The following is a 13,237-nucleotide window of genomic DNA, read 5'->3' on the forward strand; positions in this document are numbered from 1 at the left end:
TTCCTCTTTCAAACCAGATGGATTGAGTCTTACAATGATAATGATTCTCATTTAAAGTCTGGATTGAGGAGGGCAGGTATGAAAAAGAAAATAAGTGCAGTTGTTGGCATGTTTTTGTTGATGATCCTTTGTTTTTCCCCGCAAGCTTCGGCAGCATTTGATGACCTGCATGAAGGCTATGCAACGTATACAGGGTCAGGTTATTCAGGAGGAGCTTTCCTGCTGGATCCCATTCCTTCTGATATGGAGATTACTGCAATAAATCCGGCAGATCTCAATTACGGAGGAGTGAAAGCGGCACTTGCAGGTTCTTATTTGGAAGTCCAAGGGCCAAAAGGAAAAACAATTGTCTACGTTACCGATCTATATCCTGAAGGCGCTCGGGGAGCGCTCGATCTGTCACCTAATGCCTTCCGTAAAATCGGCAATATCAAAGACGGAAAAATCAATATTAAATGGCGTGTTGTCAAAGCCCCAATCACGGGCAATTTCACGTACCGGATCAAAGAAGGCAGCAGCAGGTGGTGGGCTGCAATCCAAGTCAGAAATCACAAGTATCCTGTTATGAAAATGGAATATAATAAAGACGGAAAGTGGATCAACATGGAGAAAATGGACTATAACCATTTTGTCAGCACTAATTTAGGGACAGGCTCTCTCACAGTCAGAATCACTGACATCCGCGGAAAAGTTGTGAAAGACACGATTCCGAAGCTGCCTGAAAGCGGAACGTCCAATGCATATACAGTGCCGGGACATGTACAGTTTCCTGAATAAAAAATACGAAACTGCGGACCTTTTCCCGCTGTTTTTTAGTATGAATAGATATCAATCATCAACATCCGCATGTAAAAACGCTTTAATCATGTTCACTTGCTGCTGCTTTGGATAACTTGTATACAGTCTGCTTGAAATCCGAATAGGATCTCCGAAAAAGTATCTTTCGTAGTGAGTTTCCCTTGTTCCGAATGAACTCATTGTTAAATCCCAAGCCAAGCGGAAAATTTTCACACGTTCTTCAGCGTTTGTATTGGTTGCTTGGAGGTATTGATCAAGATCTTCCCGTATCTCTGAGTCAAACGCATTTTCTGTCGGCAGCGTCACCATTCCGCTAGCGCCAATTAACTGAATAATTTCAGTGAATCGAGGATATAGAGTAGGAATGATCGTACTGATGACTTGAAGAGGAATCAAACTGGGACGCATATAGCCGAATTCATCTAACTGAGCGTCATTTTCTGATTTCTCAATGAGTGCTTTGATGGTTTCCAACCCCACAATGATTTCAGAGAGTTTTTCTTGTATGTGCTGATATTCAGAAACATTAATAGTGTCGACAAGAAGCTGTGCAACTCCTAATAGAAATTCAACCTTTATCATTTGCCTAATGACGACCTGATGAAAGGTAAAGGCATGAAAGGAGCTTTTTGTCATAAAATCTTTAGCTGCTTCAACATTATCATAAAAAAACACACGATTCCATGGCACTAGTACCTGATCAAAAACAACGATTGAATCCATTTCTTCATACCTTGAGCTTAAGGGATGATTAAAGGATGATTCGCTTAATACAAATGATTCTCTTGTGATGAATTTAACGCCTTTTGTATTAGATGGAATTGAAAAAGCAAAGGCTTCATCTGTTTCAAAGAAAAATTTAGGTGCCGAAAAAACCAGGATTTCATCCGTTAACCCGCCTTGGGTTGCAAGCAGACGCGCGCCTTGTACAATTAATCCTTTTTCGGTCCTATCAATGACTTTAGCAGATATTGGTTTTTCACTGGAGCCAAAATAGGACTGTGACCGGTTCACTTGGGGAGTAATGAATGTATGGGTAAAGGAAAGATCGTGTTTAGCAGCTTGTTTATACATGTCTAGTATATGTTCCGGAAAGCAATTTTCTTTATCTCTTAAAAGCTCTGCTGAGGATGCAAAGCTCATCATGACCGTATTCATATAATCCGGACTTCTCCCCATCATTCCGTGAGTATGTCTAGCCCAATGTTCAATCATGTTCCTTCTTTTTCTCAAATCATTCTTGGTTTTAGGCTGAAGATATGAGAGACCGATTGGGTCATGTTCTCCAGGAAGGCAATAAGTCATTTCATTCATTAACTCATCCTTCGTTTGCAAATTATAAAGCGAGCTTTTGGTTTTGATTATTCCTTTAAATGCAGGATGATCAGAAATGTTACCCTCAATTTTTTTGCCATCATACCATATTTCGTTTTGTAGTTTATTTAATCGGTCAATGAATTCTTTTCCATTGATGATCCCCATTTGACGTTTCGCTCCTTCACATCATGTTGCGTATTGTCATTATATTTTCGAAAGAACAGCCTGTTCAGCCAATTTGAGATAGGAAAAGCCTTTTTTAGTATGCCTTAATAGAAAAAGTGAAAAAGAGAAATTCAAATACTACGCAGACAAGTCAGCAAATTAAAGAATTGGCTTATTTACCGAGTAAGACATCACTATAAAATTTTATAAAACATGTCGATATTATTGTCATGGGCGTAAGCGAATTGCATGCCAACGCTTGAACATTATTATGTCAATCATTACATCGTGCAGAAAGGGAAAACTACACATGAAAGTGAAAACAAAATTGCTGGGGATTATATCAATATTAGTTGTTTCAATGATTGGAATTGGAGGCTCCTCTGTTTTTATGATTTCTTCTACTGTAAAAAAGAATGAAGAACTTAAAGACAAAATGGAATTCCAAAAAGAGATGAAGCAGATCCAATATCGATTGACCGGGTTATCAAATGATGAAAGAGGCTTTCTGATCACCGGAGACAAAGAATATGACGAGGGAATGAAGGAAAAAGCAGAAGATGTCTTAAAGAGCCTTGATCGGATCAATGGCTTGATTGATGAAGAGAAATATCAATCAAATATTGAAGACATTAAAACAAGTTTCACTCAGTATAGAGCTTTAAATCAGCAAGTATTAACAGCCTACTCTTCAGATCCTAAAAAAGCAGAAACCATCCATTTTAGGGAAGAAAGAACGTTAAGAAAAGACGTTGTAGATCCGGCTGTCGATAAACTGACAGATCGCCTGGATCAAGAGGTGGAGGATCTAAAAGGCGAAATACGCGGCAATGGGAAAATGAGTCAATGGTTCATCATCATTGTCACAGGGATATCAGCAATGGTAGGCATTGTTTTAAGCTTATTGCTGTTAAAGTCCATTATGGTTCCATTGAGAAGTATGAATAAGCAGATGGAGGAAATTGCTCACGGAGAGGCTGATTTAACGAAAAAAGTCATTGTTAAAAATAAAGACGAATTTGGTCAGCTTGCTCAATCTTTCAATTCTTTTACCCAATCATTAACTCAAATTGTGAAGCAGATCAGCAGCTCATCTGAACAAGTCGCCGCATCTTCCGAAGAATTATCAGCAAGCGCGGAAGAATCGAAATCAACTTCTGAACAAATTTCCGGGGCAATGCAGATGGCTGCCGACAGCAATGTGAAGCAAAGCTCAATGACTGAAAAGAGTGCGGAATCTATTACTGAATTATTAGACAGTATATCATCTGTTGCTTCAAATACAGGTAACATAGCGGATCTTTCTTCTTCGATGAGAGACAAGGCTGAAATAGGGTCTAAATCCGTCAACAAAATGTTAGATCAGATGAAATTCATTGATACATCTGTAGATTCAGCCGGCAATGGATTGCAGGCATTGGTAGAGAGCACAGCTGAGATTAGCGATATTTCTTCACTGATCACAAATATTTCCGAGCAGACAAATTTATTAGCTCTGAATGCAGCGATCGAGGCGGCCAGAGCCGGAGAGCAAGGAAAAGGATTTGCTGTGGTGGCAGAAGAAGTTCGGAAATTAGCTGATGAAACGAATAAATCTGCAAACCACATCCAATCGGTGGTAACAACTATCCAAAATGAATCCATTGAAACGGTGAATAACATCAAGGTTGTTCAAGAAAATGTGAGCTCAGGTATTGTTCTTTCTCAAGAGACAACAGGAAATTTCAATGAAATACTGAACCTGGTGGAACAGGTCACTTCTCAAATACAAGAAGTGGCAGCGGTAACACAGCAGCTTACATCAGGCGTTGAAGTCATTCAGCATACAGTTCATACATTGGCCGCTGGTACAAAAGAAACATCAGCAAATTCAGAAGCGGTTGCAAAATCTTCACAGGAGCAGCTTAATTCAATGGAGGAAATCTCCTATGCTGCAGAATCTCTATCCCAATTGGCGGAAGAACTTCAAACCGTCATTAATCGTTTTAAATTTTAATGTGGTTACATGACGTAAAAACCCCATCTTATTCGGTGGGGTTTTACTAACCTTCCTGCGGTTGTTTCTAAAAACAGAGCTAACATGCTTTTAGCCTCGTTTGATAAAAACTAGTCCAAATTTTGATCGATTGTCCCTTCAAAATAGTCATCGCTGACTTGTTCATGAGTTTCAGCCAATCCTTTTTCCAATTGCGTGGTTCCTTTATAGTCCGAGGGATCAAAATATTTTCCAGCTACATCCGTGGTGTCATTAATGTTTTCTTTATTATGAGTTTGAGTATCAGCGTTTACATTCTCTGTCTTACCACTTTCATTTAAAGATTGCTGAAAATCATATTCCTTGTCTAATGAAGAAAATCTTTTGTAATCATCCGGTCTGTCTGCTCCATTTTTTTGAGCCACTTTACTCACTCCAGACTATTGAAATTTTGCGGTGTCTATGCCATTAAGGCCAAAAACTTATTTCGTTCTTTTAGGATCGGAACCATGTTTTTTAGGATCATCTGCTTTAAAAGCTGTTTCAGTCTCATGGTCATTTCTTATTTGTTCAATACTTGAATTTTGAATTCCTTTTTTACTCATTGATGTCACCCCTTTACGAAAAGTGTTTAAATATCAACTCTTCTTATTCTGTCTGTTCGGCAGCTATTCATTCGCTTTTTTTCGTTGACTCTTCCCCATTAGGAAAAGAGCCAGTTATGCCAGGCGTGCATTTGATTTTTGAAACCTTTTGTTAGTACATTGCGTATATGAAGAGGCTGTAGAACTGGGAACAAATTTGTTAAGGTGAGTAACATTCTTTCTTATCATAAAGGGGAGATATGGGAGATGAGTCTGGTGAAAAATGGAGATTCGAAAAAGTTGTATTTGTGTTTCAAAAAAACGAACAGATTGAAGAAGTTGAGCTTAACTCAGTGCAGCTGTCTGCTTTATTACACTCAAAACAGGTATGGATCGAAACATTCAGCCAGAACCTCAAAATTGAAAACACCGTTTGGTCTTACGGCAATCGTCATGTATCTTTGCAAGTTTACTTAAAATAGAAAATGATGTTTTGATTGAGAGGATTAGCAGCGATATTATTTGCTTAATGTGTCTTTAGCCGTTAATGGGTTAGATAGGGGCTGGACAAGATATTGCAATGCTTCATAAAGCTAAAAAAGATTATTGAAATCTTCACAGTTATCTTTACAATAGCCTATATAGAGCGCTTTCCAAATCGTGCATTTTTTTAGGTTACTTGTATGGAGAAAGAGGTTTTTAGCAAAATGAAAACTACAATCTACGATGTTGCAGAAAAAGCCGGCGTGTCCATTTCAACAGTTTCAAAAGTGATCAATCATCAGCCGGTCGGGATGAAATCAAAACAAAAAGTGCTAGATGCCATGCAAGAGCTGAATTATAAGCCAAGTGTGCTCGCATCAGCATTAACAGGGAAACGGACTTCGACAATAGGATTTCTTTTACCGGATATAGCTAATCCTCTGATTGCAGAAATGGCACGGAGAGTAGAGGATCGGGCACACGAATATGGATTCAATGTCGTCATTTGCAGTACGGATTTCAAGTCAGAGAAGGAAGAGAGATACGTCTCATTATTAAGGCAGAAACGTGTTGACGGGTTTATTTTAGCTGGGGGGTTTAGGAATAAAGAGGTTATTCATGAGTTAATCAGCGATAACATTCCTGTTATCCTTCTTTCGGAATCACAGCCATACTCATCTCTTACAACGGTTACAGTTGATAATTTCTTGGGAGGGTATGAATTAACAGCATATTTAATTTCGCTTGGCCACTCAAGGATTGCGGTGATTGCAGAAGACAATGCAAGCAGCAGGGAACGAATTCGCGGATATTCACAGGCATTACAAGAGTCTGATCTTGATATTCACGAAGATCTGATTGTTGTAACAGATTCAACGGCCGAGTCTGCACAGTCTTTGGCCTCTTCATTATTACAATCTTCAAATCCGCCCACAGCTATGATTTGTTGTAATGATATCTTAGCAATTGGTGCGCTCCTTGCAGCAAGGGAGGAACATGTGTTGGTTCCTGAAGAACTTTCTATCACAGGCTTTGATAATACACTGATATCAAAAAGTAGTGATCCCCCTTTGACAACAGTTGAAGTGCCTGTGCAAAGCATGTGTTCACAGGCAGTGGATTTACTAATTGATGAAATAGAAGGAAAAGCCTCAGAAAAACAAAAAATTTTAGTATTGCCGAAATTAATTGTCCGAAGATCAACAAGCCGTTTTCATTAAAGATGTGTGTTCCAAATCAATATATTTGTTTAGCAGCTGGAAAGTCCCCGCTGCTTTTTTGTGTTTCACCATAGAATGACAAGAATGACAAAAGGGAAGCAAGAAAAACTCAAAAAAACAACATTGATAGGTCGGAATATCCTTTTTTAAAGTTGAAGATGTATATATATTGGTATATTGTTGATTATTTTCTGAAAGGAATTTCAAAAAAACGTTTACAAAATATATTGAATATTATACAATCAACTCACAAAATATAAAGCGCTTTCTATATACAGGGATATAATTAGTAAAAAAGAAATCTATTTGCTTTTAAAAACGGAGTGTAAAGCGCTTTATATCATTTGTTTCCGGTTTTAGTTAAAGTGCACGATTAAGAAGAGAAGATCATCTCGGAGAACCGAAATGAACGTACTTTTAAATCCAGTTAAAAGAAAGCGCTTTATTTTTTGGTTGCGATTCATAATTCATTTGATTAGAGGTGTCTTGGATGAGTATTCACATTGCTGGCGCGCCGTGCTGCTGGGGCGTTGACGATCCGAAAAATCCTTATCTTCCTCCATGGGAGAGAGTGCTGCAAGAAGCATCACAAGCTGGTTATAAAGGGATTGAGTTAGGTCCATACGGCTATATTCCGATGGATATCGAACGTGTCCAAGCAGAGCTTTTGAAAAACGATTTATCCATTATTGCCGGTACGATTTTTGATGATTTAGTATCAGAGTCGCACTTAGGAAATTTGCTGGAGCAAGTTGATGAGATTTGTTCTCTGATTACAAAACTACCTTTCTCTTTTCAGGATAAAGAGGAGCGCTTTCGCTTTTCACCTCCTTATTTGGTCCTGATTGACTGGGGGCATGACGAAAGAGATTATAAGGCGGGGCATCCTGATCAAGCGAAACGGTTATCTAAAAAGGAATGGAACCGTATGATGTCTCATATTCGGACAATTGCGGAACGGGCGTGGAAGCAATATGGCGTACGAGCCGTCATCCATCCTCATGCAGGGGGATATATTGAATTCGAGGATGAGATTCAGCAATTACTAAAAGATATACCATATGATATTGCGGGGCTTTGTCTTGATACAGGACATTTATATTATTCAAAGATGGATCCGGAACAATGGCTGCGGGACTATGCGGACCGTGTCGACTATATCCATTTTAAAGACATTGATGAACATGTTTATCAACAAGTAATGGGTGAGCATATCCGCTTTTTTGATGCTTGCGCAAAAGGAGTCATGTGTCCGATAGGCCAAGGAATTATTGATTATGAAGCGATTTACAAGTTGCTAAAAGACATTCACTATCACGGCTATATTACGATTGAGCAAGAACGTGATCCGAGAAACTCTGATACTAGTTTAAGAGATGTCAGTCAAAGCCTTGCCTATTTAAAAAATGTTGGTTACTAGTGAGGGAGGAATCAAAAATGATTAATGGTGAAAAAAAGGTAGATAGACCGATACGCTGGGCAATGGTAGGAGGCGGCCGGGGAAGTCAAATTGGATACATTCATCGCTCGGCTGCCTTGCGTGATCATCACTTTCAGTTGGTTGCAGGGGCATTTGACATCAATCCGGAACGGGGAAAAGATTTTGGGATGAATCTTCATGTTACTCCGGAACGCTGCTACTTGGATTTCCAGCAAATGTTTGAAGAAGAAGCAAAACGAGAAGACGGTATTGAAGCTGTTTCTATCGCAACTCCAAACGGCACTCATTATGAAATTTGTAAGGCGGCCCTGAATGCCGATTTGCATGTTGTAAGTGAAAAGCCTCTTTGTTTCACGTTTGAAGAAGCAAAAGAGCTTGAGAATTTGGCAAAGAAAAAGAACAGAGTTGTCGGCATTACATATGGTTATTCTGGGCATCAAATGATTGAACAGGCGCGCCAGATGATCGCAAATGGAGAGTTGGGTGACATCAGAATTATTAATATGCAATTTGCACATGGTTTTCACTCAGATCCTGTAGAAATGAATAATCCAAGCACGAAATGGCGTGTAGACCCGAAATTTGCCGGTCCGAGCTACGTGTTAGGAGATTTAGGAACTCATCCGTTATTTTTATCGGAAATCATGATTCCGGAACTGAAAATAAACAAACTGTTATGTACTCGCCAGAGCTTTGTAAAAAGCAGAGCGCCTCTTGAAGATAATGCTTATACGATTATGGAATACGATAATGGGGCGGTCGGCACGGTGTGGTCTTCATGTGTAAATGCCGGATCAATGCATGGCCAGAAAATACGTGTGATCGGTTCCAAAGCCAGTGTTGAATGGTGGGATGAACAGCCTAACCAGCTACGGTTGGAAATACAGGGAAAACCTGTACAGATTTTGGAGCGCGGAATGGGGTATTTATATCCGGAAGCATTACAAGATGACCGGATTGGAGCCGGCCATCCAGAAGGTCTGTTTGAAGCGTGGTCAAATCTTTATTCACGGTTTGCCGTAGCAATGGAGGCTGCAGATCAAGGGAAAGAATTGAATGACATGTGGTATCCAGGAATTGAAGCAGGTGTGGAAGGTGTACGCTGGGTGGAAAACTGCGTTCGATCCGCGGATAAAGGCGCAGTATGGGTGGACTATCAATAACATGTAGCGATTGTAAGTCCTTTCAAAAGGAGGAGAAAAATGGACCATTGTGAAAAAATTGATACTGCAGGCGGAAATACCTCGTGTAAACATAAAAAATTTTTCCGCAAGATTACCATCATTTCTACATTCGGAGGCCTTCTCTTTGGTTATGACACTGGAGTAATCAATGGAGCGTTGCCTTTTATGGCACAAAGAGGTCAGCTTGATCTAACTCCCTTCACCGAAGGTCTCATCACAAGTTCCCTCCTTTTCGGAGCCGCATTTGGCTCCCTGACTGGAGGACGGTTAGCAGATCGTATTGGCAGGCGGAAAACCATCTTAAATCTAGCTTTCTTGTTTTTTATTGCTACGATTGGTTGTTCGTTCGCACCAAACACATCTGTTATGATAATCTGCCGAAGTTTACTTGGTCTTGCAGTAGGGGCAGCATCTGTCACAGTACCGGCCTTTTTAGCTGAAATGTCGCCAGCGGAACAGCGGGGCAAAACAATTACTCAGAACGATCTGATGATTATTTTAGGTCAGCTTCTTGCATTTACATGTAATGCAGTCATTGGTACATCAATGGGTGAATATGCGCACGTTTGGCGATTTATGCTTATCTTGGCAACACTGCCGGCCATTTTTCTGTGGTTCGGGATGCTTATTGTACCAGAGAGCCCGCGCTGGCTGGCATCGAAAGGGAAGGTGGGGGAGGCGTTCAGAGTTCTTAAGCATGTAAGGGAAGAAAATTGTGCCAAAGCTGAGCTGACTGAAATCAAAGCTTCAATCAATCGAGAGACTGAAATAAATCGGGCGACACTGAAAGACTTGTCAGTCCCATGGATTCGCAGACTTGTAGGTCTTGGAATAGGAATCGCTATAGTGCAGCAAATAACCGGTGTTAACTCCATTATGTTCTATGGCACGCAAATTTTGCAGAAAGCTGGTTTTGCCAGAGACGCAGCACTTGTCGCAAACATTGGAAATGGCGTTATTTCAGTGATAGCCTGTACATTCGGCATCTGGATTGTAGGTAAAGTCGGGAGGCGGCCTCTTCTCCTTACAGGACTTGCAGGCACAACAGCTTCTATTTTGCTTATAGCGATTTGTTCCATCACACTTCAAGGAACTCCCGTGCTGCCGTTTATCGTGATTGGCCTGACAATTACGTTCCTGGCTTTTCAGCAGTCAGCGGTATCCGTGGTTACGTGGCTCATGATTTCAGAAATATTCCCGCTCAGATTGCGAGGGCTCGGAATGGGGATTTCAGTGTTTTTCCTTTGGATGATGAATTTTCTTATCGGCTTAACGTTTCCTGTGTTACTAGATCAATTGGGGATGTCGTCAACGTTCTTCGTCTTCGTTGTTCTGGGGGCTTCTGCGATTCTTTACGTGAAAAAGTATCTGCCGGAAACAAAAGGTCGTACTCTAGAAGAGCTTGAAAACGACTTTAGAAGCAATCAAGGTGTTCGAAAAGCATCATCGGGCAAAGGAGAAATAAATATGTAAACGCTCTCTTTTATTATGATTAAAAAGGCGTTGCTTTTGAAGCAAGCCTTTACTTTCAAATGTTTTCCATTAAACAACTAGCAAATCCCGTTTTTCTTAATACTAACTTCATCCTGTTGCTTTTTGACTAATGCAAATATCCATTCTATTAAACTTTGTTTTTGCACATACTTTTTCCCGTTGATTTTAATGTAAGGCAGGTCTGTCATGTCTCCGGCTAACTGTTTTGCCTCAGTTGTCGTTATTCCTAAAAAATGTCCGATGTAAAAGTAAATATCTCGTTCTTTTATAAGCAAGGTATCACTTTTTTCATATGCTTTTGGATGGTTCATTTGCTTTAAGCCTTCACCGATAAAATAGCCAGCCAAAGCAATACCGATTCCTAAAAAAACGTCCATATGCATGCCTCCATTATGTCGATGTTATGTTATACGGGCTTGGCATACTCCGGGTTTCATTATCAACCAAAAAAAACCGCCAGAACATGTTCTGGGCGGTTTTTTCGTTTATGCTTTTTCAATCTGCACGCGTCCTGAAAAAAAGGTGGCGCCGCCGCCCATATCGGACAAGCGATCTGGGGTAAGCGCGTTTACAAGCTGTTTTTTTCCCGGTTCATCCGCCCATAATCCTTGGCTGACTACGACACCTGGCAGCACTTGTTCTCCGACTGCAGCGTTCAGCTCGCATTCTCCCCGGCTGTTCCAAATTCGTACAGGATCCCCATCAATGATTCCATGTTCTTCAGCATCTTTTGTGTTAATAAAGAGCTTTGGTGTCTTTTCAAGCTTGATGTGTTTTGCATTGTTAGAAAACGTTGAGTTTAAGAAATTATGGTTTGGCGCCGGAACATACATAAACGGATGTTCATTATCGGATACAAGAGGCGTATATGTCGGTAAAGCTGGGAAACCGTCTTGTTTCATTTTTTTCGAATATAATTCTATTTTTCCGCTTGGAGTCGGAAGTTTGCCCGGAAACAGCGGTTTTTCGCGTTTTGCTTTCATAAATGAATGCTTTGTAAGTGAATCGTAATCAATCTCCGCCAAATATGGATTATCTGGATGGTCAAGTGCCTGGCGGATTAATTCTTCATCTGAATCTTTGAGCTCCTGGTCTGTGAACCCCATTGCTTCAGCCAGTAATCGGAACACTTCAGTGTTAGACTTGCTTTCACCATATCTCTCAATCACCGGTTGCTGAAGCTGAATGTAATGGTGCCAGTAGGAGGTATAAATATCAGTATTTTCAAAAGCGGATGTTGCAGGCAGGACAATGTCTGCGTATGCAGCCGTTTCCGTCAAAAACAAATCATGAACTACAGTAAATAGGTCTTCCCGCAGCAAGCCCTGTCTGACTTTGTTCGCTTCCGGCGCGACAACGGCCGGGTTCGTCCCGTAAATAAAAAGAGAGCGAATAGGCGGATCTGTTTCCAAAAGCACTTTGCCAAGCTGATTCATATTAAACGATCTCGGTGTGCGCCCTTTCAGTAAGTCAGGGCGCTGCAAGGCATTCGTGTTATATTCTAAAATTCCGCTGTTATGCTTAATTGCGCCGCCCCCTTTGTGCAGCCATTGGCCAGTGATCGCCGGAAGACAGGCAATTGTCCTTACAATCATCCCGCCGTTATCGTGATGCTGGATTCCGTTTCCGATTCTGATAAAAGAAGGGGAGGATTCGCCGTACATTCTTGCCAGCTGATAAATATCTTCAGTGCTGACACCGGTGATCAGTGACACCTTTTCCGGATCATACTGTTTCACGTGTTCACGGAGATCTTCATAGCCGACCGTGTATTCGGACAGAAATGCTTCATCATGAAGGTTTTCTTTAAATAAAATGTGCATGATGCCAAGGGCAAGTGCACTGTCGGTTCCGGGTTTTATGGGAATAAACCAATCTGCGAGACGCCCTGTCTGATTTTTATGCACATCAATCACGACAATTTTGGCACCCTGTTTTCGTGCTTTTTGGGCGATTGTAATTTGGTGCATGTTTGTGCTGACCGCGTTGATTCCCCAAAAAATAAATAGTTTCGTATGAATGGTTTCCTCAGGATCAATTCCCGCACTTATACCCATTGTATATTTATAGCCCTCAGATCCCGCTTTGCTGCAAATTGTCCGTTCGAGCTGGCTTGAACCCATGCGGTAAAAGAAGCGGCGGTCCATACCTTCAGCTGTTAATTTTCCCATATTTCCGTAAAAGCTGTACGGGAGTATGCTTTCAGCTCCCTCTTCATTAATCAGCTGTTTCCAGCGGGAGGTAATGGTATCGATCGCCTCTTCCCAAGAAATCGGTTCAAATATTGCTTGGCCTTTCGCACCAGTCCGTTTGAGCGGTGCAGTCAGCCGCTTTTCATCATAGATGCGCTCCGTCATGTTTCGGACTTTGTTGCATATGTTTCCGGCCGTAACAGGATGGTCGGGATCACCTTGCACTTTCACAATTTTTCCGTCTTTTTTATGTATTAATAATCCGCACTGATCCGGGCAGTCCAGCGAGCAAACGGATTTGAAAATGCCGTTTTGTTGTGTTGCAAAAGATTTCATGGCCCAGTTCCTCTCTCTAGTTAGATATTTTGTAAGAATTATAACATT

The 13,237-nt window shown here is 40.9% G+C and carries 12 protein-coding genes; 7 read left to right on the plus strand and 5 right to left on the minus strand.

Annotation, left to right across the window (positions count from 1 at the left end; genetic code table 11):
• Positions 1–78 precede the first annotated feature (78 nt).
• Entirely contained in the window at positions 79–777 is a 699-nt protein-coding gene (exlX, locus tag BSI_RS02105; protein ID WP_003241880.1) for an expansin ExlX, read from the plus strand.
• Between the two features lie 51 nt (positions 778–828).
• On the opposite strand, the gene hpaB is transcribed toward exlX, so the two are convergent.
• Entirely contained in the window at positions 829–2,280 is a 1,452-nt protein-coding gene (gene hpaB, locus BSI_RS02100; protein ID WP_003241882.1) for a 4-hydroxyphenylacetate 3-monooxygenase, oxygenase component, read from the minus strand.
• A 310-nt stretch (positions 2,281–2,590) separates the two neighbouring features.
• On the opposite strand from hpaB, the gene BSI_RS02095 reads away from it, so the two are divergent.
• Entirely contained in the window at positions 2,591–4,276 is a 1,686-nt protein-coding gene (locus BSI_RS02095) for a methyl-accepting chemotaxis protein (RefSeq protein ID WP_003241884.1), read from the plus strand.
• Positions 4,277–4,386: 110 nt separating this feature from the next.
• On the opposite strand, the gene BSI_RS02090 is transcribed toward BSI_RS02095, so the two are convergent.
• Positions 4,387–4,680 carry a YozQ family protein gene (locus BSI_RS02090; RefSeq protein WP_003241886.1) on the minus strand — a complete coding sequence of 98 codons (294 nt, stop codon included), beginning with the start codon at positions 4,678–4,680 and terminating at the stop codon, positions 4,387–4,389.
• A 57-nt stretch (positions 4,681–4,737) separates the two neighbouring features.
• On the minus strand, positions 4,738–4,860 hold the full coding sequence (locus BSI_RS02085) for a hypothetical protein (protein ID WP_003241887.1): 123 nt from the start codon (positions 4,858–4,860) through the stop codon (positions 4,738–4,740).
• 239 nt (positions 4,861–5,099) lie between these two features.
• Between BSI_RS02085 and BSI_RS02080 the strand changes: the two genes are divergently transcribed.
• The 5 genes from BSI_RS02080 (at position 5,100) to BSI_RS02060 (ending at position 10,640) form a co-directional block, all read left to right on the plus strand.
• Complete coding sequence (locus tag BSI_RS02080; protein ID WP_003241889.1) at positions 5,100–5,321, plus strand: hypothetical protein; 222 nt, start codon at positions 5,100–5,102, stop codon at positions 5,319–5,321.
• 225 nt (positions 5,322–5,546) lie between these two features.
• Positions 5,547–6,542 carry a LacI family DNA-binding transcriptional regulator gene (locus BSI_RS02075; protein ID WP_003241891.1) on the plus strand — a complete coding sequence of 332 codons (996 nt, stop codon included), beginning with the start codon at positions 5,547–5,549 and terminating at the stop codon, positions 6,540–6,542.
• 490 nt (positions 6,543–7,032) lie between these two features.
• Positions 7,033–7,962 (plus strand): sugar phosphate isomerase/epimerase family protein, encoded by a 930-nt coding sequence (locus tag BSI_RS02070; protein WP_003241893.1) that lies wholly within the window; start codon positions 7,033–7,035, stop codon positions 7,960–7,962.
• Between the two features lie 17 nt (positions 7,963–7,979).
• Positions 7,980–9,146, plus strand: a complete 1,167-nt coding sequence (locus tag BSI_RS02065) for a Gfo/Idh/MocA family protein (RefSeq protein ID WP_003241894.1) — start codon at positions 7,980–7,982, stop codon at positions 9,144–9,146.
• Positions 9,147–9,185: 39 nt separating this feature from the next.
• Positions 9,186–10,640 carry a sugar porter family MFS transporter gene (locus BSI_RS02060; protein ID WP_003241896.1) on the plus strand — a complete coding sequence of 485 codons (1,455 nt, stop codon included), beginning with the start codon at positions 9,186–9,188 and terminating at the stop codon, positions 10,638–10,640.
• Positions 10,641–10,717: 77 nt separating this feature from the next.
• On the opposite strand, the gene BSI_RS02055 is transcribed toward BSI_RS02060, so the two are convergent.
• Together BSI_RS02055 and BSI_RS02050 are read right to left on the minus strand one after the other, a co-directional pair.
• The gene (locus tag BSI_RS02055; RefSeq protein ID WP_003241898.1) at positions 10,718–11,038 is read right to left on the minus strand and encodes a hypothetical protein; all 321 of its coding nucleotides are present in this window, start codon (positions 11,036–11,038) and stop codon (positions 10,718–10,720) included.
• 108 nt (positions 11,039–11,146) lie between these two features.
• Complete coding sequence (locus BSI_RS02050) at positions 11,147–13,189, minus strand: molybdopterin oxidoreductase family protein (protein ID WP_003241900.1); 2,043 nt, start codon at positions 13,187–13,189, stop codon at positions 11,147–11,149.
• Positions 13,190–13,237: the final 48 nt, after the last annotated feature.

The organism is Bacillus inaquosorum KCTC 13429 (assembly GCF_000332645.1).
In the GTDB taxonomy this organism is placed as follows: Bacteria; Bacillota; Bacilli; order Bacillales; family Bacillaceae; genus Bacillus; species Bacillus inaquosorum.